Below are 24,698 nucleotides of genomic sequence, written 5' to 3' on the forward strand. Positions count from 1 at the left end.
AGATAAATTGTATTAAGAATTGCTAACAAGAACTTTAATTTTTTCCTTTAAGCGATCAATTATCAAAATAAGAGACTTCAAAATCCATCTTATTGTCAATACCCTCAACCAAATATAGATTAATTCTATTAACATTATTCTTATCTATAACTTTATTTCCAGAATCGACAAAATAATAATAAATTCTACCCTTAGGAAGGTCTTTAAGCTTAATAGTATATACCCCTTTATAGGGTTCTTGTTCAACCAATCTATTTAAAAATGGATTAAAATTATTAAAATTGCCAGCTATTGTAACAATCTGCCCAGGACGACCTATATAAAAAATTTCAACTTCTCTTCCATCAGAAGAATCAATCGGATTTCGTAAAGACACGTAACTATGATCTACACCTATATCAATTATAGAGAATGGTATTAAGTCTTTATTAAACACTACATTTTTATTATATTCATCATTTGTCCAGATACCATCTACAACAAGCCTATACTTAATGCTACCAACTCCATGAGGGAGATTAATCTTTACAAAAAAAAGTCCATACTTATTCTTCTTAAATAAATACTTTTTTGCATAACCATCAAAATCAAAAGCAGCAAAAATTTTCCTAATACCCTTATTCGAAGGATAAAACATAATGACTCTCTTAGAGTCAACAATTGGTGATAAATTATCCTTTCTTGTTGAAACTTCCAAAAACTCATTTAAAGATAAATCAAAATTTTCAATTACATAACATTGTGAACAAATATTAAAAATATTAAAGAAAAAGAATATAAAATAAAATAGCCAACCTAAAATTCTTTCCATGATTTAATTATAAAATCCAATAAACAATTCTTTTGCAAAAATACTACACATTTGTCTCATTTATTATTATACTAAAAATATATACTAAAGTAAATATACAAATATTAACCAATAAGGAGCGGAAAATGGGCTTTCATATTTATGAAATAAAAGCTAGGCAAATAATTGATTCTAGAGGAAATCCAACTGTTGAAGCAGATGTCATACTTGAAGATGGTTCTCTAGGTAGAGCAGCTGTTCCATCAGGCGCATCAACAGGAACCAATGAAGCTGTTGAATTAAGAGATGGTAATAAATCTGTTTATATGGGTAAAGGGGTACTCAAAGCAGTTGAAAATATAATAAATATTATCTCTCCAGAACTTGAAGGAATGAGTGCTTTAAACCAGGTTGAAATTGACAAAAAAATGCTTGAACTTGACGGCACTCCTAATAAATCAAAACTTGGGGCTAATGCTATTCTTGCGGTTTCAATGGCTACAGCTAGAGCAGCAGCCGAACACCTTGGACTTAAAGTTTATCAATATCTTGGTGCCTACAAAGCCAATATTTTACCTACACCAATGTGTAATATTATAAATGGAGGTGCTCACTCAGATAACTGTGTCGATTTTCAAGAATTTATGATAATGCCAATTGGAGCAAAAACTTTCAGTGATGCAATAAGAATGTCTGCTGAGGTTTTCCATACACTCAAAGGTATCTTAAGTAAAAAAGGTTACGCAACAGCTGTTGGGGATGAGGGTGGATTTGCACCAAATCTAAAGTCAAACGAAGAAGCTTGTGAAGTTATTATGGAAGCCATACAAAGTGCAGGATATACACCTGGAACAGATATCGCAATCGCTCTTGATCCAGCAACATCTGAATTATATGATCCAAAGACAAAAAAATATGTACTTAGATGGTCAACAAAAGAAAAACTCACATCTGAAGAAATGGTTGAATACTGGGCAAAATGGGTAGAAAAATATCCTATCATATCAATTGAAGATGGAATGGCTGAAGAAGATTGGGACGGCTGGAAAAAACTTACAGATAAGATTGGGAATAAAGTTCAACTTGTTGGTGACGATTTATTTGTAACAAACACATCATTCCTTAAAAAAGGGATTGAAATGAAAGTTGCAAATGCAATTCTCATTAAAGTAAATCAAATTGGAACACTGACTGAAACTTTTGAAGCTGTAGAGATGGCAAAAAAAGCAGGATATACTGCAATAGTTTCACATCGCTCAGGAGAAACAGAAGATACAACAATTGCCGATCTTGTTGTTGCACTTGGAACAGGACAAATCAAGACAGGATCTTTATCAAGAACAGACAGAATAGCTAAGTATAATCAGCTCTTAAGAATAGAAGAAGAACTAGGAAGTATTGCCGAATACCACGGAAGAGACGTTTTTTATTCCATCAAAAAACAATAATAACAACTAAAGCCCTCATAAGAGGGCTTTTTTTCATACAAACAAAATACTTATCTTTTTGAAAACTGAAAGCTTTTCCTAGCCTTTTTCTTACCGAATTTTTTACGCTCAACTTTTCGCGAATCTCTTGTTAAAAACCCATTGGACTTAAGAACCATTTTATACTCTTCATCAAGATCAAAAAGAGCTCTTGCAATACCATGTCTAATAGCACCGGCCTGACCTGAAATGCCCCCGCCATAAATATTAATGTAAAGGTCATATTTTCCAAGAGTATTTGTTAAAACTAATGGAGATAAAGCAATTGTCTTTAAATTTTCAAGTTGAATATAAGAATCAAAATCCCTATTGTTGATCTTAATATCACCCTTACCTTCCCTAATGTAAACCCTAGCAACAGAAGACTTTCTCCTTCCCGTACCCATTCCTAAATTAATACCTTTAACATCTGACTTTGCCATTTTTCCTCTCTTAATTTGCTTCTAATTTATAAAAATTTTGAGAATTAAGCATATGATTAGAACCTGCAAAAACTTTAAGATTTCTAAAAAGTTCACGTCCCAAAGGTCCTTTTGGTAACATACCCTTAATAGCTATTTCAAGAGGAGCTGTTGGCTTCCTCTCAGATAATGTTCTAAAAGTATCAGAACGAAGACCTCCAGGATATCTTGAATGTCTATAATAAATTTTCTGAGAATATTTCTTACCAGTAAGCCTAATCTTTGAAGCATTAATAATTATAACATTATCACCTAAATCTTGGTGGGGCGTATAATAAGGCTTATGCTTACCTCTCAAAATTTTAACAGCTTCTGTAGCAACTCTACCAAGAACTTTATCTGACGCATCAATCATACACCATTTTTTCTCTACACACTTAGGTTTAACCCATATTGTCTTATTATTCGTTATCCTATTCATAATAATATACAGCCCTCACTTAGATATTCTACAAAGTTATACTTTTTCATTGTATTATTTGTAAGTTAACCTGTCAATACTAACAGCCAAATTTATCCTGTAGCTTAAGAGAAACTTTGTGAAAACCATCTAAATCTCCTTTAGAAAATTTTAAAGGAACAAGCGAAGGAACATCAAAAAAAGGACTAATTAAATAGCCATTCTTTAAATACTCATTAAAAATTTCATTATGATACTCAGATTTATAAAGAGGAAACATATATCTATTAATTAGTTTAAATATAGGTGTAGCAAAAATATTAAAATTAATTTTTGTACTCTTTTCATAAGACAAAATCTTAGTAAGCATATGCCTAGCAACTGCTAAAGTTAAAGCATCAAAAGAATCTCTAAATTCTATTTTTCTAGATAAATTATCTACTATAGCAATGTTAATAGACATGCATCCAGGCATTGGGATCTTTACAAGCATAGGATATCTAAAATTATTAAATCCAGCCTTAAATTCATATATACCCTGCTTTTCCTCCCAAGGACTACTAAAACAACACTGGTCTGTTAAAGATAATAAAAAATCTCTAGCATCCCTTTCAAATTTAAAAATACACACAAATCCTGCTTCTTTAAAAAAAGAAAAAAGAACATTTTCAAATTGTTTTCTAAAAACAGAAGGATAAGAAGCAGTAAGACCTCTTGAAAAAGTTTGCTTAAGAATAAGATTTAACCCTTGAACCCTATGTCCTAAAAAGTTTAGTCCCCCATTCAAGTATAAATCCAAATACCTATTACCATGAATATCATAAAGATAAAAAAATCTTGCTCTTTTAATTATTGGAAAACAGCTAAACAAAGATCTATTATACATCTCTTAATTTATTCATTAAAATCTCATTTGCAAGAACGGGATTAACCCTTCCAGAAGTTTTGCGCATAATTTGACCCATCATAAACTTAATTGCATGACTCTTACCTTTTTTATAAAGTTCAATGGATTTAGGATTTTCATTCAAAACCTCAAACACAACTGACTCAATGAAAGAGATATCACTTATCTGTGCTAAATTTTTTTCATTAATAATAATAGCAGAAGAAACATTTCGCTCAAGCATTTCTAAAAATATTTCTTTTGCTATCTTACCACTTACCCTATCATTAACAATGAATTCAACAAGTTCACTAATATATGATGGTGGTAAATTAAAATCAAGTATATTCATTTCTCTATCATTTAGTACACTTAATACCTCAGACAATATCCAATTTGCCACTCTCTTAGGATCACTCGAGGCAATTGCTGCCTCTTCAAAATATTTAACCAAGTTTTTATCAGCCGTTAAAGTCACAACATCAAAATCACTAAGACCATATTGCTCTTTTAATCTAACTCTTGTATCAAAAGGCAATTCCACCATTCTATTAGACTTTATACTTTCAATATAAGAATCATCGAGTTTGATCAAAGGCAAATCGGGATCCTTTATATAACGATAATCAGCTACTGTCTCTTTGCTCCTTTGAAGCACTGTAATACCCTTTTTATCATCAAAACCCATTGTATGTTTACCTACACTCTCAAAAGTTCTTCTATGTAAAATCCACTCTTCTTTTTGCCTTGACTTTTCATAATCAATTGCCAACTTTACTGATTTAAAAGAATTTAAATTCTTTATCTCAGAAATGGGGGTTTTATACTCAACACCATTTTCATTGATAAGTAAATTAACGTTGACATCACAACGAAATGACCCGTTTTCCATGTTACAATCAGACAAATCAAGATATCTAAAAATTTCTCTTAAAGCACTCAAATAAGCCACAGCTTCTTCTCCATTATTAATATCTGGGTTTGAGACAATTTCTAGTAATGGTGCACCTGAACGATTAAAATCAATATAACTTCGATTTTCACTCTCAAGCAAATGCAAACTCTTGCCAGAATCTTCTTCCATATGTATCCTAATAATATTGATTTTTTTTAAACCTGAACAAGTTTCAATAAAGATAAATCCATTCTCACAAATTGGTGCATCATTTTGAGATATTTGATATCCCTTAGGTAAATCGGGATAGGCATAATGCTTTCTATCAAACTTAATAATATTTTTAATTTTAGAATTAGTAGCATGCCCAGCTAAAATTGCACTACTAATAAGTTCTTTATTTATACTAGGCAATGCTCCAGGAAGGCCAAGACATGTTGGGCAAGTACGAGAATTTGGAATTCCACCAAAATCATTCTTACACCCACAAAAAGCTTTGGTCTTTAATCCTAATTGTACATGAACTTCTAAACCAACAAGCAACTTATATTCCATTTAATCCCAATTCCTCTATTACATTTTTTGCAAAACTTAAAAGATCAAAATCTCTCTTAACTTGACCAATTATTTGCATACCAATAGGTAATCCCCTATCATCTTGAGAAAAGGGAATAGAGAGTGCAGGGGCCCCAATAAGATTGGCAATCACAGTACACATATCAGAATAATACATCTTTATAGGATTATCAAAATTTTCACCAATTTTAAAAGGTTTCACAAAACTTGTAGGCGTAATAATATATGAATAATTATTAAAAATTTCATTGAATTTTGGAATCAATACATTCTCAACAATTTTACAAGCCTTTACATAGTATTGCAAATCATAACCTTCTGATAACAAATAATTACCAAGCACAATACGCCTTTTCACTTCTTCTCTTAAAAATAAACTCCTATGTCTATAGTAAAAATCATTAAGATTTAATTCATCATTTAACCTTTTCCCATAATGAAGACAAGTATAACGAGCAAGATTAGATGCAGCTTCAACTGGAGATAATGAATAGTAAAGAGAAAGTACAAAGTTCACTGCCTCTATTGAAACTTCATGAATTTCAACGCCTCTGTTTAAAAGTGCAGATTTAAATTTAGAAAATTCGCATGCAACCTCCGGTTCCATCAAATCTTCACTAAGTTCTTTAATTACAGCTAATTTAGTACCTGCTAAAGACTTACTTAACAATGGATAAGGATCTTGAATAAGATCTATGCTAGTAGCATCCATTTTATCAATTCCACAAGTATATTTTAATATTAAAGCCACATCATCAATAGAATTAGCAAAAAATCCTATTTGATCAAGAGATGACGCATATGATGCAAGTCCATAACGAGATAAACCTCCATAAGAAGGCTTAAAACCAATTAAACTTGAAAAGGATGCGGGAAGCCTAACAGAACCTCCAGTATCACTACCAAGTGCAAAAGGAGCTTGATTGGCAGCAACAACAGCTCCAGAACCACCAGAACTACCACCCACAACATATTCTTTATTTAAAGGATTAAGCGTAACACCATAATAAGAAAACTCACAAGAAGATCCCATTGCAAATTCATCCATATTCGTTCTACCAATCATAATTGCACCACTATCTTTTAATCTCTTAATAACAGTTGCATCATAAGGGGAAACATATCCTTGCAAAAGTTCAGATGCACAAGTCAAGGCTTTATTTTTAATTGAAATATTATCCTTAACAGCAATGGGCATACCAATTAAGGGCAAATTTTGTCCCTCACCTTTACCCAAAAGTTCATCATATTTTTTTGCCAATTCTAATGAATCATCAAAAAATTCAATATATCCATTGATATCCTTATTTGCTTCATAAAGTTCTTTATAAAAAAGCACAATATCATAAATTTTACACCTGCGAGCCAATATTAATTCTTTAATTTTTATTAAACTTAAACCTCTGAAGTCCAAATCAATACTCCCTATCCAAGCACTTTAGGTGATGAAAAGTAACCATCCACAAACACATTGCTAAAATTTTTAATAGATTCAATTGCCAAAGAAGGTAAAATCTCATCGTTTCTCAAAACAGAAAAATTACATGCCTCTTTTTGAATGCCATCTTTTATCTCAAATTCAGAAATTTTATTTAACATGCCAATAATTTTTTCAAATTTTATGGCAAATTCTCGTTCTTCATTCTTACTTAACCTTAGTAAACTTAACTTTAAACTATCTTCTAAACGAATATCTCTAATATCTCTCAAATTTAACCTCTAAATTTTAGCAAGTCCTTTAATATAGCTTGAGCTTAAAATAGCTTTTCTCCCATTTCTTAGATTGATTTTAATAAATGGCTCACCATTTTGATACCACTTATCAACAACTATTCCGTTCTCACCATTATAAGTTATATAATCTCCAATATTAAAGCTTTTATTACCACTTTTTGAAAAAAAATATTTAAAATTATCTTTTAAATATTCTGGAACAAAAACAATATCATAATTATCTTTGCTAATATCTTGAAAAAAGACTGACATAGCTGTATTTCTGAGCATGCCTCCAAAAAATCTTTGCAAATTCATTGTAACAATAAGTTCAAATTTGGCTCTAGTAATAGCAACATAAAAAAGTCTTCTCTCCTCTTCCAGTCTCTCTCCGGTCAATTCTTCAATCTCAGCAGGCAATAAACCCTTTTCAAGACCAGATATTATCACTCTATCAAATTCAAGTCCTTTAACCCCATGAATTGAAGAGAGTAGTATACTAGACTTAGAATCTCCATGTATTAAAGGTGAAAGAGATGAATTTTCCAAAAATATTACAAGTCCCTCAAAACTGCCTGAATATTCAACTCCACTGCTGATAAGTTCATCAATATTTCTAGATTTTTCATCACCATCAAATTTTTGATAATAATCCCAAAATCCAGATCTAATTACAACATTTTTAATAAATTCAGATAAATTTACATAAACATCTTTTTGTATACTTTCTGCTAGTTTATCATACAGATTTAAAAAAGCAACAAGAGAATCTTTTGCTTTGCCCTTAAGACTATCAGCAACTTTTCTACTTGCAAGAATTAAATCAAAATTAACATTACGATCATTAAGCATTGCAATGATTTTATTCGTAGTAGTTTTTCCAATCCCCCTAGCAGGCTTATTTATTACTCTTAAGAAAGAAATTTTATCTTTTTTATTTACAAAAAGTCTTAACAAAGAAATTACATCTTTAATCTCCTCTCTTTCATAAAATCTAATTGAACCTAATATTTTATGTGGAATATTATGTTTAAAAAAAGATTTCTCAAACTGCAAAGATTGGTAATTAAATCTATAAAGAACAGCTGTCTCAAGTTGATTTTCAATAAGGAAATTAGAAAAATATTCAGCCTCCTCTGCAGGATTTCGAAAAACAAAAAATCTTATCTTCTTGCCCATTTTGTTTTCTGTACTTATTACTTTTTCATATCGATTTCTATTTTTTGAAATAACATCATTTGCAACATTAACAATGCTTAAACTAGAACGATAATTTTGTACCAAATAATACTTAGACACATTGTCAAATATTTTTTCAAATTCAAGAATATTTTCAATTCTAGCACCTCTAAAAGAATAAATAGACTGATCTTCATCTCCTACTACCATAAAATGCATATCTTTACAATAAAGCTCTTTTAAAAACAAAAACTGTGTATAATTGGTATCTTGATACTCATCTACAAAAATAGCCTTAAACTTCTTCTGAACCCTCATCTTTACATCTTCACAATCTCTTAACATCAAAACAGCTTTAAGAATAAGATCAGCAAAATCAAAAGCATTATTTTTAGATTTTTCTTGCTCATAAAATTTAATATCCTTGTAACTTTTCTCATCAAGACCACAATAATTATCTAAAAAGCAATTTTCCTTATATTTAAGTATGAAAGACGCAACATGCTTTGAAAGTTCAATGGTTGAAGCAAGCCCAATTTGCTTAACAAATTTAACAACATCATTAGTATCCCAAATTGTAAAATTTGAATCATAATTTTTATCAAATTCTTTAAAATAAAGTCTCAAAAGCCAAGCACCAAAAGAATGAAAAGTCTGGATATGTAAAGCCTTATTAAAATCAAAAAGATAATTTAGTCTTAAATTCATTTCATTTGCAGCTTTATTTGTAAATGTTAAAGCAAGAATCTCTTCTGGTTTTAATTGCATTTCCTTTATTAAGTGTGCTATTTTAGCTGTTATAACCCTTGTTTTACCACTGCCTGGACCTGCCAAAACAAGAATGGGATTTTTAGTATCATCTAAAACAATTTGTTTCTGATAAGAATTTAAACTAAAGAGGAATTTTTCTATTTTGTCCATTAATAAACTTCAGAAACCTTAAGATCAAAACCTCCAGGGGTTTTTAACCAAAAAAATTGCACTGCCATTATTTCTCTTCCATAACTCTTTAAAATAGAAGTAATATCCTTACCTTGAAGAATAATATTAACATCAGAAAGTCTTGACAAAAATAAGATTAAAGATTTTTTGAACTTTAAATTAAGAGGCAACCCCTTAGATACAAGCAAAGATTTACCATAAATATTACTCTCATCAGCATATCTTAAAAACGTATCGTTTAAAAAATTAATCATTAAATCAATATTGGAAATATCTTGAGAAGAATATACAGTAGGATACTCACTAATAACTCTACTCTTAGGTCCATTAACTTCAAATCCCCAATTTAAAACATTAAATCTACTAGAAAGACTAGTTTCAAGCACATATTCAATATTGAGCATAAAAGATTCTAAGCTTACATGAGCCTTTCGAACCTTACCTTGAGAATAATTATCATACACAATCTTAACTTTAACATTATCACTTAAATCTATTTCCCGAAATTTACCTAATTTAAAAACATATCGCCCATTTTTCAAATCATTTGTAACAACCAAATCATCATTCATAAAAGAGACTCTATAATTTGCAATAGTATTGCCATAAACTAAAGATAAAAAATCACCATCTCCAAGAGCAACGTTCCAAAAACTTTCTTTATCAAAAAGAACTTCATGAACTTCTGGAGCTCGCTTCGCAGCATGATTTGCTTTGAAAAAATTCCCTAAAAATTGCTTAATCCCACTAAAATTTGAAATTAAAAGTATTAGCAATATAATACTAACTAATCCTACCAGTATTTGAATCATTTTAGGAAAAGCTATCTTAGACAGATCTAAATACTGACCCCCAAGCCTGCCTTCGTTCACAAAATTTAAACTGCCATTTTGATCTTCAGTCTTAATTCCAATATAGCTACTATTAAGTCTTCTTTTGTATTCTTTAAAAAGGGACGAGACATACCAAACATCAATTCCTAAATACTCACTATAAGTCCTTAAAAATCCTAAAGCTAAAACTTCATTTGGAAACAATTCAATATTAGAATCTTCAAGTGCCTTAAGATATTTAACAGAAATTCTAATATCATCAGATATCATCTCAAGAGTTAACCCCTTATCAATCCGAGCCTTTTTTATAAAATCTCCAAATCTAATGAAATTATTTCTTTCCATTTCTCAACACCTCAAGTTTTTTTAACATCATATAAAAAATTATCCACTTTATTTGAAGTTTTTGGCAAATCATACTTAAATCTACTATCAGGAATTCCAACATTAAATTTTACAGATAAAAGATCAATAATTATTTCGCGACCACCACCTGTAGGATAAGCAATCACTCTCCTAATTACACCATTTCGTGTAAAAGCAATCATAAAGGAATCAATCGTAGCAGCACCCTTATAAAGTCGCCTTGAAAAAGTCAATTTTATAAAATTCTCTGTATTTCCTCCTCCAGATTCGTCAAGTGGTTCTAAATTGGGAGAATTAGTATAAGACACACTATACTCAGTACTTAAAATATTCATAAAACCACTTCCCACTTTTCCCATAGTCAACTGTTGTCTAAAAGAAGTACCAAGAGTTGGTACATAAACGGTTAAAATTTCACCATCACTTACAAAAACCTGATTATTTGAATCCAAATTAACAATGAATTTATCGGGGGATTTATATAACAGGGTTCCTGCTTGCTTTAACCCTTTTATGTTAAGACTAATCTTAGCCTGCATATCTTCTATATTTTGGTAATTTGAATAAATATTCTCAAAATATTGATTGGCAGATACTTGAGCAAAAATTAAACAAGGACACAAAATTAATATTATTTTCTTCATTATAAAACTCGTATACTACTAAGCTAAATTTAACAACAAATACATTATGTACGATCTATGTCTAATATAAATAGTACAACTTGTTATAATAATAAGCTATTATCATAATATACCATTTTGTAAATTAATAATAAACATATTTAGCAAAAGATCAAAGGGGATAAAATGTCATTAAACTACAGTGAAATAAATATCTTACTTAAAGAAGTGCCATTAAAAAATTCATTTTTAAGAAAAATCAAACAACCCAACCATAAAACTTTGATTATGGAACTTTATAATAAAGAAACAGAGAAAAAAAACTTTAATATATTAATCTCATTAGATCCAAAAAAAACAAGAATTCACAAAACAAACAAGAAATTTGAAAATACCAAACCCCCTTTAAGATTTTTTGAATTTCTAAAATCAAAAGTTCAAAATGGTAAAATACTTGAGGCATATCAAATAAAAAATGAAAGAATAATTTTAATTAAAGTATTTAAAGATAAAATAATAATCTTTATCTTCATAAAATTATGGCCATCATCTCCTAACATAATTGCAACAGACGCAAATTTTAAAATCCTTGATGCATATTATAGAAAACCAAGATCAAAAGAAATTACAGGTGAAATATTCACAAAAGCCAAAGAAATTATTGAAAATAATGATATAACTGACAAAAAAGAAGTCAAACTCAAAGATGGATACAACAATGAAATATCTTACTCCGAATTTATTGAAAATTACTATGACAATTTAGAAATAAAAGAGACTCAAGCACACAACATAGAACTACTTAAGCAAAAATACGAAAAAGAAAAAATAAACTTAGAAAAAAAAATAAACTCTCTAGAAAAACAAATAAACTCAATTGAAAAAATCGAGGATCAAAGAAAAAAAGGTGAAATGATCTTATCAAACATTAACAAAATAAAAAAAGGAATGGATGAAATCATTTTAAACAATAACAATGGTGAACAAATTAAAATAATGCTGGACAAAGCATTACTCCCTAAAGATAATGCTTTAAAATATTTTAAAGAATACAAAAAAAACAAAAATTCTTTAAAGATCATACAAGAACAATTAGAATATGCAAAAACACAATACAATACATTAATATCAAAGACAGCTTATATCGACAAAACAGACTGTATCATACCGACAAATGAAAAAACAAAAAAACAAAAAATTACAAAAAAACCATCTATTGGACTTCATTTCATATCTTATGGATTTGAAGTTGTTATAGGCAGAAATGCAAAAGAAAACGATGCACTCTTAAGAAATTGGGCAAAGGGAAACGATTACTGGCTACACACAAGAGACTATCCTGGTGCTTATGTTTTTATTAGGAGCAAAAAAGACAAAACACCTCCTCTTGAAGTCTTGATAGATGCTGGAAACTTATGTGTGTTTTATACAAAACCTGCAAGACAATCAGGCGAAGCTGATCTTTACTATACCAATGTTAAATATTTAAGAAGAATCAAAGGAGAAAAAAAAGGACTTGTAATACCTAATAGGGAAAAAAATTTAAATATCAAACTAGACAACAAAATATTAAACAAACTAAAAAACAAAAATTAAGTTTATAATATATGCTAATTTAATCTTAAAATAAAATGACAAGTTCTTAAAAAAATATTGTTATTGAAACTTAAAAAGCATAAAATTGAAGTACTGTAGGAGAAAAATAAATGATACAAAAATTAACAAAAATAGTAGCAACAATATCTGACCTCAGATGTGATCCAGAACACATAAAAGAGTTATATGAAGCAGGAGTAAATGTAATAAGACTTAATACTGCTCATCAATCTCATGACGATGCAATAAGAGTAATAAACAATGTTAGAAAAGTTTCAAATAAAATAGCATTAATGATCGATACAAAAGGACCAGAAGTTAGAACAGCTAATATTGAAAATCCTATTACCGTTAAGATAGGAGACAAAATAATAATCTCAACATCACCTATCAATGAGTCTAATGCATTGCAAACCAACTATGATGGATTTGTAAATGAAGTCCCAAATGGCTCGACAATCCTTATTGATGATGGCGAACTTGAAATGACTGTTATTGAAAAACTCACAGATAGATTAATCTGCAAAGTTAAAAACGACGGACAAATCAAAAACAAAAAATCAATTAATACACCGGGAATTTCACTTAAACTACAATCTGTCACTGAAAAAGATAAGGGATTTATTGAACTTGCAGCAAAACAAAATATTGATTTTATTGCCCATTCATTCGTAAGACATGCAAAAGATATTCAAGACGTTAAAGATATATTAAATGCTGCTGGAAATCCAGACGTCAAAATTATTGCCAAAGTTGAAAATCAAGAAGGAATTGATAATATTGAAGAAATTGCAAAAGCTTCCTATGGAATTATGGTTGCAAGAGGCGATATGGGAGTTGAAATACCAGCTGAAGATGTTCCTTTAGCACAAATTAAAATAACAAAAACCTGCATTAAATATGGAGTACCTGTAATTACTGCAACACAAATGTTGCACACAATGATTGAAAATCCAAGACCTACAAGAGCAGAAGTATCTGATGTAGCCAATGCAATTCTAAATGGTACAGATGCCATCATGCTATCTGGAGAGACAGCTTATGGCAAATACCCAATTGAAGCTGTTAAGATGATGACCAAAATTGCTATAGAAGTTGAAAAATATAGAGAAAAAACACTATTTCAAGATGAAATTTTCCACAGCAAAAGGATCATAAGAAACTATATTATTAAATGTGCAATTGATGCAATCAAAATAATGCCTGTTAAAGCCATTATTGTTGATTCACTTAAAGGAAGAACCGCAAGAATAATGGCAACATACAGAGCAAGTGTACCTCTATTTATTACAACAAATAATGAAAGGATAGCAAGAGAATTATCACTCTCTTATGGTGTTTATGCTAATCTGGTTGATCATAACTTCAAGGCAACAACTGAATTTGTAGTAACCTCTCTTGAAATGCTTAAAACACAAAAAGTAGTTCAAGATTCAGATATTGTAGTAATTATCTCCGGAAATCCAAATAGAGATACTAATAAAGGTACGGAATTTATGGAAATAAATACAGTAGAAGAAGCAATTAAAGGACACAACAGATAAACAAAATAAGAAATAGTTTAGTTGATAATATATTTTATTCAACCAATGATTGCAATTTAGAATTATTTAGCTTAAATAAAAGAAAAACTCATAAAGCACTTTTGATTAGTTATGGTGCTTATGAGTTTTTCTTAAACAATATTGCTCTGTTCAAAAAAGTAATAGCACATAATACAAAAAATGTGTTTATATTCTCACAAACAAAAGAAAACTCACAGATTAACATCTCAGATCATCAAACTTGGAAATTCTTTAATAAAACAATTGATGTCAATCTAGACATAATAAATTTAATAAAAAATTTTGAATTTACAAATACAGAAGATAAAATAATAGAAAATGATCATAAAATTGAAATTGTATTAAATTTTATCAAAGATATAACACAAGATATAAAAATTATTCCCATTATTTTAGGTAAACTTAAAAATCAAACTTTGAGAGAATTTTGCACATTTTTAAATCCGCTTATAACAAAGGAAGAAAATTCTTTTATATTCCTCTCCCACTTCATATCACACTCTACACACTTAAATAAAAGTATTCAACTATCAACAACATTAAAGGGGCTCTTAAGTACACCTAATTTAAATTCATCTACTCTATTAGAATATTATAATGCACGCAAAATATTTCCTGAAAATATAAACGCAATCATCATAATCCACAAGCTTTTCCACAAATTTGAATTTATAAACCAACAAATCATCAACAATGACAATGAATATTCAATAATAGAAAACATATTAATAAATTAAAATTAACAAAGACACAATTTTTAAATAAAATCTTCTATCTTTTTGGAATTTTTCTTCAAAAAAACACTAAGACCTAACTTCGAAATACTTCTTAGAGTACTTGCAGAAACTTTTATATTAATACTTTTCCCAAGCTCAGGAACAAAAAATTTCTTATTTATCAAATTTACCTTAAAAGTTCTCCTGGTCTTTACACCAATGTGTTGGCCCCCTCCACCCTTTTTTCTGGAAAGTCCCTTCCTTGGAACATTGTTTCCAAACATTGTCTTTTTACCTGTTATTTCACATTCTCTTCCCATCTAAATCTCCTAAACTGTATTTTTCTTCTCCAGATATAAATCCATCAATTTCAAAAACAAATTTAAACTATCAACTACATTTTTAATTATACTACCAAAGTTTACATTATTGCCATAGCTTTTTACAAGCTCAATATCAAGCTCTTTCCAATTATAAATAAACTCCTTTTCTGAAGCAGGTTTAAAATAATCTTCTAAACAATCATTCAAACGTCGTTCCAAAGATTTAATTACTAAATAATACTCATTCAATAAAATTAAAGCCTTTTTATTAATATCTGCTATTATATTCAACAGCAATTTCTCTGAGGATTTATCCCCAACAGAAATTCTGTGCAAAAGTGAATTTATTCTATTACCATAAGTACCCTGTTCGCCAAGATTATTATCAAAATCAATAAGATTGGAATAAACACCAACTAAAGAATGAATATCATTAGAAATTTCTCTAGAAACTTCCATATCCTTCCACTGTCCCTTAATAATAAGAACATTAATAATATCACTTAGCTCCTTTTTCACAAAATTAACCGCATGAGTTTTTATATAAACTAAAAGATCAGAGTAAACATATCCTGTAGTATTCACAATTGCAGATGTAATCTTAGCATGCATACGTTCACTATAATTCTCTAAACTTACAAGAGTCATTCCAGGAAATAATTTTTCGGCCAAAAGCTTAGATTTACTATTTTTTTGCAAAATTTCAATCTTTGCTCTCTCATTTGAAACATGTTTAGAGAGATCATTAAAAAATAATTTTGCCTTTGCCTTTGCCTTTTTGACACCAGATATAGGCAAATAATCAGGATCACCGCTAACATACCTTATAAGATATAAAATTTCCTTATTTTTATTGATCTCAATTATAGAGGTTAATATCTTAAGCCAAACATTTGGTTTAATAGGGAAATTGTCCCTATCCCCATATACTTCTAAAAGAATATCGTAGAGATTTCTCCAAATAGAAACATCTCTAATAGAATATATACATTCCAAAAAATCCTTAATATCATCAAGAATTACACCACAACTAACCGTATTAAATCTTGGCTTATATATAAAGTCATTTTCTGGAAACAAACTATCAAAATTCTTAATAATTGAATAATATTGATACGAGGCTAAGTCAAAAAAGATATCCAAAGCACCACAAGTCTCATCTATCAACCTGATTTGTTCTTGAGTTATATTGTTCAACAAATAATTTAAATTATTATCCAAATTCTTAGATATATCAGGTGTAAAATTGACTACATCATTAGATGAGAAAGAATAAATATATTCCAAAGCTTGCTTTTGATTATCATTTAAATACTTTTCAACAACAAAATGAATTATCTTATTTGAAGTTCGATATCTTTGTACAAAAAACTTGAAAGGCATAAATGCTTTATAAAGATTATAAATAAACTTAGCAAATTGAGGTAAAGCCTGAATTTTTGAAGCATTAAAAAAATTGCCTACCTTACTTAGATTATTCTTTACCTCTCTAAGTCTTCTTTGCTTCACTTGTTCAGGAGTAAGCTCTCTATTAAAGATAGAAACTAAAAAATCAACTAAACCCAAACTAGCTACTCTCCTTTCAGAATAAAATCTGGAGTTCTCAAAGAGATCTAAAATTATAAAATAACTATAAAAATTATACATAATTTATTGTAAAATGGAAGAAAATAGAACAAATAATTTTTTATGTGCATAAAGAAACCAATTTTAATCATAGTTTTTACTTTAATTTTTAGTTGCTCAAGAAATGATACCATCACTATATTAACTGATAACAAAATCATGCCATTTTACATCAATCAATTCAATATCCAAAATAAAACTAGCTTTATCATTAAATATAGAGAACATATTAACATGCAAACGATTAATGAAGAAAATGCGCAAGTAATTATCTCAAAAAATATAGATAACATAAACATAAATAAAAACTTTAAAAATATTCAACAATACTATTACTCAGATTATCCAATATTGAATAATATATCTGAAAAATTCGCATACAGAATTGTCCCCTTAAGCTTTGATGTTCCAATTTTAATATATAAAAATGAATATAACATACAAAAATATATTGATATACAAAATATTAAAGAAATATACAAAAGCTTTCAAAAGGAAAAAAAAATTTTTATCTCTCCATACATTTCTGAAAATCTATTCTACACAATATCTGAAATCAATGACATAAATTTTTACTTTGGAAATAATAAGCCAGAATATAATGAAAAAAAAATGTCGGATATGATAAACCACTTTAAATCTTTCATAGACACAAATGAACTTGAATTACACAAAAACTTCACAGAAAAATACAAATATTTAAATTTAGAGAAAATATTACTTCAAAAGAAAACCATTTTAATTGCAGGATTAACTAACTTAACATACTACAATAGCTTAAACAAAGATATTAAAGATAAAATTAATTTTTCATATCTAACAAATAAAGAAAAAAAATCATCAATATGCAACATAAACTTTATGGGGGTTAAAGAAATATCAACGCCTATAGAAAAATTTATTCAATGGATACTAAACCAAGAGGTACAAAAATCGCTAATTAAACTTAAAGAAAAAGCAAAATTCAATGAACATTTTGGATTTGCAAATGGATTTACACCCTATAAAGGTTTAAATTTAAAATTAAAACACATAATAAAAAAAATACCTTTATTTATTATAGATGAAAATTACATAAATAAAAATTCATATATAATCACTAAAGAACAAATAGAAAAAGAAAATCGCATGATTAATGAATTATTTTTATCTAATATAAACAACACAAAAGCTAATGAAGATCATTCTTCTTTATAATTAACTCGTATTATATGCAACACAATAAAAAACAAGATAGAAAAAATCAGAATAAAAGATATGTATATATTAACGGATATTTGAATAAAGAGTGCTATTAAAATCAACAATAAATAATTTATAAAAAGAGAAATAATACCTGAAAAAATAGCTATTATTAAGGATATAAGAAATATCATAAGTTTTGAATCAAATTCAAAACTTATCTTAGAAGCTACAGCTGTAAACATAACACCAAAAAAAACTAATAAAATAGGACTCATCATTAAAAAAAGACTTGAAGAAAACACACTTATCAGTATTAAATTAAACGTTTTAACTCTATTAAAAGCACCTAAAAGAACTTGAATGGGCAAAAAAATGCTATCCTTACCAGAATTTGCAAATAAACGCAAATTATTAACATCATTATTAATATTAATGATTTTTGTATTACTTAAATCAAAGTCTGTAAGCGATACAATCATCCTAGTGGCAGTAATGTCACTATTTTCATTTTTCTTATCTAAAACATTTTGATAAACCCCATTGCCCTTAAGAGTAGCAAATGGTACTTTAATATGCAATATAATATTACCTGATCTATTAAATCTAATAAGCTCAAAATTTTTAATCATCTTTATATAAGAAGAAACAGTATTTACAACCTTTTGCATATAAATATAATCATATGTCCCATTACCAGAATTAGGTTGAAACAAAAATATATCATTGATGCCATAATGCTCATAATGTTTTTCAATCTCATCAAAAAAGAAATACTCATCCTTAAGCTTTTCCAAAGATTTATTCTTATAACTTAAGATCTCATTATCATTTGGAAATAAATTATGAAGCCTTAAAAAGCCATAATATGCGGGCTTAAACTTTTCTGTATTGAGATATAAAAAATTTTTTTGCTTCTCTTCAAAAATTAAAGATTTCTTTTCAATTTCAATATTTTTATATTCATTAATAGCTTTGAAAGTTAAATCTAAGAGTGCAGCAAATTCATCATCTCTAGTCGAAACCAATCCCATATAAGCAAAATAATTAGCTGTAGAATAATCACCTTTAGAAATAAATCCATTAACAATATCTTGAAAATCCCTCTTCGTCAAATTTTTAATCAAACGTAATTTAAGCGTCTTTCTAACTTTTTCCAAATCAACATCATAAATAGGCATTCTATCATACTCAGACCGAGTCAAGTAATAATTAATTGAAAGTTCATCGTTATCAGAAATAAGTCTCATTTTTTCATACATTCTAAGCAACTCTTCAAGGTATTTTCTTTTCTGTTGCAAAATCTCTATCAACTCATTTACATCTAGTGTCTTATTTGAAGACAAATTTATATCTATACTTTTAACCTCATTAACTATCGCATTTGCCTGACCTGCAAGAAGATTATATCTCTCATAGTTATACTTATATTCACTTCTTTGAGTAAGAACATAAGACATAATAGAGTTAAAAACAAACATAAAAACAATGCCTATTATAAAAAACAGAAACATGAATGGAGAGAGTTTTTTAAATAAATATCCTTTATAGTCTCTCAGATAAAGCCGTGTCTCATGTTTAGCTAAAAAGATAAAATAAACTAAAACAAAGAAAATAAAAAATCCATTAAAATAATGATAAACACTTAAAATAGTATCAAACAATGTGGCTATTAATACATGTTTGTCTAAATAATCTGCCCCAAAGAAATACGTGTAACAAAAAACAAAGCAAATAAACAAAAGCAAAAGAATAAAAAATTTACTTACAAATGTATACAATTCTCTTTTCATATATAACAAATTAGTTTAACGTAAACTATTATCAAATCCTTCACTCACCCTAATATACTTAAAAATAAAGCTAATCAAATAAGTAGCAAAGAAAGTAAGTACACAAAAAATAAAAGGAACATAATTAGAAACTACATTTTCGCCCATAATCAAATCCAAACTCTCAGGGAATTCAATCGCATAAATATTATAAACCTTAAAAAACAATATAATAAAAATAGGATAAAGAAAAAAAGATAAACCACTTGAAAATATAAGATTAAAAACATAAGAAAATGAAAATAAAAGTAAAGCAAATCCAAATATGTTAAAAATCAAACTAAAAGATTCTAAAGAAAACAAAAAATTATTCAAAGTATCCAAATCACTAAAAACATAATTAATTAAATCATTATATAATTTCTGAGTAAAAAATGAATTTGCATTAAAATTCATGATATCAGATTCAGAAAAATCTGAATCATATGAAAAAGTTTTAAAATCTCCCTCATTAAACCCATTATCCTCAACTTTTAAAACACCCTTAAAACCAAATGATTTAACATCATCACTATAAAAGACTATTTTGTCATCAAAAAAATGCACTACCCCATCTTTAATAATTTTTTCACCTCTGCTATGAAAGTCCAAAAAAACAGAATTAAAATTAGCAGATGCTAAGAATCCAAAATAAGATAAAAGCAATATAAAAATAAAAATGATACCATAAAACCCCCCAGAAACACGCAACGTCTTCACATTAAAAGGATAAGCAATTCTCATAAAAGTAACAACTAAAGATAAAGGAAAAGCATAAAGATAAGCATCATAATAAAGTTCAAAACTTACAATAGAAAGATTCGCTTGTAAAAACTTATATTTCAAGTAAGAGGTACAAACAAACATTAAGGAAAAGATAACAAACATAACAATAAATCTAAAAGATATTAAAAAAATAAACCTCAAAATACTCAACATAATAAGTTCCTACAAGTTATAAACAATAAACAATCTAAGATTTTCCCATAGACAGGACTTCTTTTATCTTTTGTTTAGCTTCTTCAAAGCTAATTTGCAAGGCTAAACTAATCTCATGTTGCAAAATCAATTCAAAATCATTTAAAATTCTTTTCTCATAGAAAGGCAATTCTTTTTGCATAGATTTTGTATACAAAAATTTATACAATTTAGCGGTACTTAATATATCACTTTGTTTATAAAAATCATGACTACCATCTTTTATCTTTTTTTGATCTATTTGCTCTTCAAAATCTTTAATGATATTAAAAACTTCTTCTACTTTTTCCTTACTAACCAAGGCTCTAATTCCAAGATCATCTGCTCTAGAGACTGGAACCATGAAAGTCATTTCATTAAATGGGAAATATATTTCATAATAATCAATAAACTCACCATTAAATTCCTTATTTTGAATGTTTTTTATTTTTCCCACCCCCTGCATTGGATAAACTACAGCTTGATCTAATACAAATGCCATTTCTTTACCTCATATAAATTTTCACCAATATATAAAATTAAAAAAATCACAAAAATACACTTAAATTAGTTCTAATGCCAAATTTATTTGCATAAAACAAATCCTCAAGATAACTATCACTACAAAAACTTATTATCATACTAGGAGTAAGTTTATTAATATTGGCAAAGAACATTTCCTTGTTTCTCTTAACAGCTTTCAAATCATAATAACCAATAAAGTTAATCTCTTTATGTGACTCTTTTAATCTTAAAAAATTTCTCTTAGAAATTATTTTATCTTTATCAATAATATAACACGTTTTATATGTATTTTCCAGTACGCTCATTAAAACAAGCAAAATCGAATTCGAATCATAACAGCCAATATCGATCCTTTTAAAAAACTTACAAAGGGCTCTTAATAATTTAGAATTTGAGAAAACAAGTGAAGAATTCCTAACAAGATTTCTAAATTTTTTAAAAAACAAAAATTTTAGCAAAGACTTACAATCAATAAAAATAACCATCGAATGATATGGATAAGACACAAGATATTCAAATCGACCAATCAATTTATCACTGCTCTTAAATACATCTATTGGAATTCCAAAGAAATAAATCCTATCTGGTTTTGAATATATATCTTTTAAATTAGCCATTATTACCCTCTAATAATAATTTAAAATGAGCAAGTGAATAAACAACAGCCGTATCTGCTCTTAAAATTGGGGTATTAAATCTTACAAATTTAAAATTTAACTTTTTAAAGAAATCAATTTCTGATTTTGAAAAACAACCCTCAGGACCTATTAAAATTCCAATCTTACCAAAGACACTAATATCATCACCACAACCTAGCAAAACACCTTCTTTATGAGCAACATAATAATTCACAGATGGAGAATAAGAAATGCTAAAAAAATTTTTGTAAAAATTAAGACTAGGCACTTGGGTATTGCCACTTTGCTTTAAAGCCTCATTAATCAATTTTAAAAATCTTGTACTTTTAAATTCCAAATCATCCATGTCTATTCTAGCAACAGAATTATCAGCATTAACAATATTTATATGATCTACACCAATTTCAACAACTTGTCTTAAACTTAAATCTAATTTTCTACCCTTAAGACTAGATATAAATATACTTACTTCAAAATCACGCTTCTTAAGCATTTCTACCTTAAGAGTAGAGAGTTTAATAAGATTATTATCTATACTAGAAATTTCAGCAAACCTCACCTCTCTTCCTCCTAAGAGAACATTCAACGTGTCGCCTACCTTAACCCTTCTTACATCAACAAGATAGTGATAAATCTTAACATCATCAATAATGATATCATTATCAAATAAACAAGTATCGTCTAAGACTATTTGTTTCACAGATTAATTTTTAGTCCCCTTTACAAGATATTCATAAGCAGCCCTTAACGGCTTATCATAATGTAAATTATAAATTGGCATTTCATTGTGTGTGTCTTGATAAAATTGCGAAAATACATAATATCCTAAAATATCCTTATCTATATTATGGATCGAATGTTCTTTAAGAATTTTATCCACAAAAGCATCTATTTCTTTCTCAGTAATAGACTTTTTGTTTTTTCTGCTATTTAAAAAATCTTCTACTAATTTCTTATCAAGAATTTGTCTGTATGCTAAGACCTCAGTCTCAGAAAACTCTCTCTCCCCAACTTCCAAATCAGGCTTAATACCAATATTATGAATACTATGACCAGAAGGAGTATAGTATTTGGAATTTGTAATCTTAAATCCTCCGGTATAGAAAGGTAATATACGTTGAATTACTCCTTTACCATAAGATTTTTCACCTATAACATAAACTCTTTGATTATCTTTTAAAGCTCCAACTAAAACCTCCGATGCTGATGCTGAATGTTTATCAATCAAAACAACAATTGGCATGTCCAAAGGCACTATATGTGAAGAACTAGCCTTGTATTCCACAGGAACCTTAGAATCTCTTGCCCTGGTTGATACAATAAGTCCTTCAGCCAAAATATCATCAGCTATCTCTATTGCATCTTGAAGATAACCCCCAGTATTAAATCTTAGATCTAAAATCAAAGATTTGATGTTCTGAGCTTGCAGTTTTTCAAAAGCTTTTTTAAAATATGTATTAGTATTTGGATTAAAACTTAATATCTTAATATACCCAACACTTTTATTAATAACATCATGTTTAACAGTCTGTATATCTACTTTTTCTCTAACAAGTTCAAATTCAAGTTTTAAATCTTTATCTCTTAGAACAGAAATTTTAACTTTCGTACCCGCTTTTCCTTTTAAAAGACTACCTACTTGCTCTATTGTCATTAAAGTAGTACTCTTACCATCAATATCCGTAATGTAATCACCAGACTTAACTCCGGCCTTATAAGCAGGTCCCTCTTCAAAAGCAGTAACAATCATTACATAAGAAGCATCAAGAACAGAACTATCAGATTTTACAGGAACATTTTTCTTAACAATAGAAACTCCAATCCCAACATAATTTCCTTCAGTAGTCTTTGAAATTTCTACTAAATCTTCTTTTGTCAAATATTGCGAATAAGGGTCATTTAATGCTTTAAACATACCTTTTAAAGCACCTTCAAAAATAGCCTCATCATCAACAGGCTCAACATAATTCCTCTTAATAAAATTAAAAGCATCCATCATCATTTGACCATAAGTGGATGCAGACATCTTACCTTTAGAAGGATCCGTTTGTGCAAAGATAGATTCTACAATAACTGAAGAACTGATACTTAAGGCTAATACAAAGTATACAAATACTAAACATTTTTTTTTCATTGAATAATTCCTACATAAATAAAACTTGATTTTATCTTCATAATATAATATTTTAAGATTATGTTAAAGACAAATAACTCAAAAACAAAAAGAATAATTACAGGTCTCGTTCTTATTTTACAAACAGTCGCAAGCATATTAATACTGTTAGCACTATATGGATTTGCTGAGAGAACAATATTTGTAAATAACTCTTCTATCAAGTTTATGATAGCATTCATCATATTCTCACCAGAATTATGTATATCAATATTAACAACAAACTACATTCTGTATGAACAATTCAAAATCCTTCACAACTTAATCATCATAACAAAAACCTTTCAAATAGTAATGGTTTTTTTACTTATTATATTGGGATTAAGCCTTGACTTATTATATGTATATCAACCATGGATATTTATGCTTTTAGGAATAATAATAACTTACACTATATTTAATGCAATGATTTTAATTTTAATAAAAATAAAAGAT

The 24,698-nt window shown here is 28.3% G+C and carries 24 protein-coding genes; 5 read left to right on the top strand and 19 right to left on the bottom strand.

Going from position 1 to position 24,698, the window contains the following annotated elements; translation table 11 throughout:
* Positions 1–55: 55 nt before the first annotated feature.
* Positions 56–811, bottom strand: coding sequence for a hypothetical protein (locus BT0_RS01655; RefSeq protein ID WP_011772289.1), 756 nt, complete (start codon positions 809–811; stop codon positions 56–58).
* A gap of 125 nt (positions 812–936) precedes the next feature.
* On the opposite strand from BT0_RS01655, the gene eno reads away from it, so the two are divergent.
* The gene (gene eno, locus BT0_RS01660) at positions 937–2,238 is read left to right on the top strand and encodes a phosphopyruvate hydratase (protein ID WP_041178457.1); all 1,302 of its coding nucleotides are present in this window, start codon (positions 937–939) and stop codon (positions 2,236–2,238) included.
* Positions 2,239–2,288: 50 nt separating this feature from the next.
* Here the strand turns inward: eno and rpsI are convergent, their stop codons facing one another.
* The 9 genes from rpsI to BT0_RS01705 all read right to left on the bottom strand — a co-directional run bounded on the left by rpsI (position 2,289) and on the right by BT0_RS01705 (position 11,172).
* On the bottom strand, positions 2,289–2,699 hold the full coding sequence (rpsI, locus tag BT0_RS01665) for a 30S ribosomal protein S9 (RefSeq protein WP_011772291.1): 411 nt from the start codon (positions 2,697–2,699) through the stop codon (positions 2,289–2,291).
* 10 nt (positions 2,700–2,709) lie between these two features.
* Complete coding sequence (gene rplM / locus BT0_RS01670; protein WP_011772292.1) at positions 2,710–3,159, bottom strand: 50S ribosomal protein L13; 450 nt, start codon at positions 3,157–3,159, stop codon at positions 2,710–2,712.
* 79 nt (positions 3,160–3,238) lie between these two features.
* Positions 3,239–4,024, bottom strand: coding sequence for a hypothetical protein (locus BT0_RS01675; RefSeq protein ID WP_011772293.1), 786 nt, complete (start codon positions 4,022–4,024; stop codon positions 3,239–3,241).
* Positions 4,017–5,474: an Asp-tRNA(Asn)/Glu-tRNA(Gln) amidotransferase subunit GatB gene (gene gatB / locus BT0_RS01680; protein ID WP_011772294.1), complete on the bottom strand. Its 1,458-nt coding sequence runs from the start codon at positions 5,472–5,474 to the stop codon at positions 4,017–4,019. The genes BT0_RS01675 and gatB overlap by 8 nt, the downstream gene beginning before the upstream one ends.
* On the bottom strand, positions 5,464–6,909 hold the full coding sequence (gatA, locus tag BT0_RS01685; protein WP_011772295.1) for an Asp-tRNA(Asn)/Glu-tRNA(Gln) amidotransferase subunit GatA: 1,446 nt from the start codon (positions 6,907–6,909) through the stop codon (positions 5,464–5,466). Before gatA ends, gatB begins: the two co-directional genes overlap by 11 nt.
* A gap of 11 nt (positions 6,910–6,920) precedes the next feature.
* Positions 6,921–7,196, bottom strand: coding sequence for an Asp-tRNA(Asn)/Glu-tRNA(Gln) amidotransferase subunit GatC (gene gatC / locus BT0_RS01690; RefSeq protein ID WP_041178569.1), 276 nt, complete (start codon positions 7,194–7,196; stop codon positions 6,921–6,923).
* Positions 7,197–7,214: 18 nt separating this feature from the next.
* Positions 7,215–9,308: an ATP-dependent helicase gene (locus BT0_RS01695; protein ID WP_011772297.1), complete on the bottom strand. Its 2,094-nt coding sequence runs from the start codon at positions 9,306–9,308 to the stop codon at positions 7,215–7,217.
* The gene (locus BT0_RS01700) at positions 9,308–10,507 is read right to left on the bottom strand and encodes a helix-turn-helix domain-containing protein (protein ID WP_011772298.1); all 1,200 of its coding nucleotides are present in this window, start codon (positions 10,505–10,507) and stop codon (positions 9,308–9,310) included. Before BT0_RS01700 ends, BT0_RS01695 begins: the two co-directional genes overlap by 1 nt.
* Before the next feature lie 11 nt (positions 10,508–10,518).
* A complete protein-coding gene (locus tag BT0_RS01705; protein WP_011772299.1) occupies positions 10,519–11,172 on the bottom strand; it encodes a LolA family protein in 654 nt (217 codons plus the stop codon).
* 165 nt (positions 11,173–11,337) lie between these two features.
* Here BT0_RS01705 and BT0_RS01710 point away from each other — a divergent pair, with 165 nt between their 5' ends.
* The 3 genes from BT0_RS01710 (at position 11,338) to amrB (ending at position 15,049) form a co-directional block, all read left to right on the top strand.
* Positions 11,338–12,747, top strand: coding sequence for an NFACT RNA binding domain-containing protein (locus tag BT0_RS01710; protein ID WP_011772300.1), 1,410 nt, complete (start codon positions 11,338–11,340; stop codon positions 12,745–12,747).
* Positions 12,748–12,857: 110 nt separating this feature from the next.
* A complete protein-coding gene (pyk, locus tag BT0_RS01715) occupies positions 12,858–14,291 on the top strand; it encodes a pyruvate kinase (protein ID WP_011772301.1) in 1,434 nt (477 codons plus the stop codon).
* 5 nt (positions 14,292–14,296) lie between these two features.
* The gene (gene amrB / locus BT0_RS01720; RefSeq protein ID WP_041178458.1) at positions 14,297–15,049 is read left to right on the top strand and encodes an AmmeMemoRadiSam system protein B; all 753 of its coding nucleotides are present in this window, start codon (positions 14,297–14,299) and stop codon (positions 15,047–15,049) included.
* 20 nt (positions 15,050–15,069) lie between these two features.
* Here the strand turns inward: amrB and rpmB are convergent, their stop codons facing one another.
* Both rpmB and BT0_RS01730 read right to left on the bottom strand, forming a co-directional pair.
* The gene (gene rpmB / locus BT0_RS01725) at positions 15,070–15,348 is read right to left on the bottom strand and encodes a 50S ribosomal protein L28 (RefSeq protein WP_011772303.1); all 279 of its coding nucleotides are present in this window, start codon (positions 15,346–15,348) and stop codon (positions 15,070–15,072) included.
* 9 nt (positions 15,349–15,357) lie between these two features.
* Positions 15,358–16,917: a hypothetical protein gene (locus BT0_RS01730; RefSeq protein ID WP_041178459.1), complete on the bottom strand. Its 1,560-nt coding sequence runs from the start codon at positions 16,915–16,917 to the stop codon at positions 15,358–15,360.
* 123 nt (positions 16,918–17,040) lie between these two features.
* Here BT0_RS01730 and BT0_RS01735 point away from each other — a divergent pair, with 123 nt between their 5' ends.
* On the top strand, positions 17,041–18,174 hold the full coding sequence (locus BT0_RS01735) for a hypothetical protein (RefSeq protein ID WP_011772305.1): 1,134 nt from the start codon (positions 17,041–17,043) through the stop codon (positions 18,172–18,174).
* Here BT0_RS01735 and BT0_RS01740 read toward each other — a convergent pair.
* The 7 genes from BT0_RS01740 to BT0_RS05740 are packed head-to-tail and all read right to left on the bottom strand — an operon-like array spanning position 18,159 to position 24,448.
* A complete protein-coding gene (locus tag BT0_RS01740; RefSeq protein ID WP_041178460.1) occupies positions 18,159–19,952 on the bottom strand; it encodes a hypothetical protein in 1,794 nt (597 codons plus the stop codon). The two genes, BT0_RS01735 and BT0_RS01740, sit on opposite strands and share 16 nt — an antisense overlap.
* A 15-nt stretch (positions 19,953–19,967) precedes the next feature.
* Positions 19,968–20,909, bottom strand: coding sequence for a hypothetical protein (locus BT0_RS01745; RefSeq protein WP_011772307.1), 942 nt, complete (start codon positions 20,907–20,909; stop codon positions 19,968–19,970).
* A gap of 34 nt (positions 20,910–20,943) precedes the next feature.
* Entirely contained in the window at positions 20,944–21,429 is a 486-nt protein-coding gene (locus BT0_RS01750; protein ID WP_011772308.1) for a CarD family transcriptional regulator, read from the bottom strand.
* 46 nt (positions 21,430–21,475) lie between these two features.
* Positions 21,476–22,069, bottom strand: coding sequence for a hypothetical protein (locus BT0_RS01755; protein WP_011772309.1), 594 nt, complete (start codon positions 22,067–22,069; stop codon positions 21,476–21,478).
* Positions 22,062–22,790: a 16S rRNA (uracil(1498)-N(3))-methyltransferase gene (locus BT0_RS01760; protein ID WP_011772310.1), complete on the bottom strand. Its 729-nt coding sequence runs from the start codon at positions 22,788–22,790 to the stop codon at positions 22,062–22,064. The genes BT0_RS01755 and BT0_RS01760 overlap by 8 nt, the downstream gene beginning before the upstream one ends.
* 3 nt (positions 22,791–22,793) lie before the next feature.
* Positions 22,794–24,224: a S41 family peptidase gene (locus tag BT0_RS01765; RefSeq protein WP_011772311.1), complete on the bottom strand. Its 1,431-nt coding sequence runs from the start codon at positions 24,222–24,224 to the stop codon at positions 22,794–22,796.
* Positions 24,221–24,448 (bottom strand): hypothetical protein, encoded by a 228-nt coding sequence (locus BT0_RS05740; RefSeq protein ID WP_161491409.1) that lies wholly within the window; start codon positions 24,446–24,448, stop codon positions 24,221–24,223. Before BT0_RS05740 ends, BT0_RS01765 begins: the two co-directional genes overlap by 4 nt.
* Positions 24,449–24,698: the final 250 nt, after the last annotated feature.

The organism is Borrelia turicatae 91E135 (assembly GCF_000012085.2).
GTDB lineage: Bacteria > Spirochaetota > Spirochaetia > Borreliales > Borreliaceae > Borrelia > Borrelia turicatae.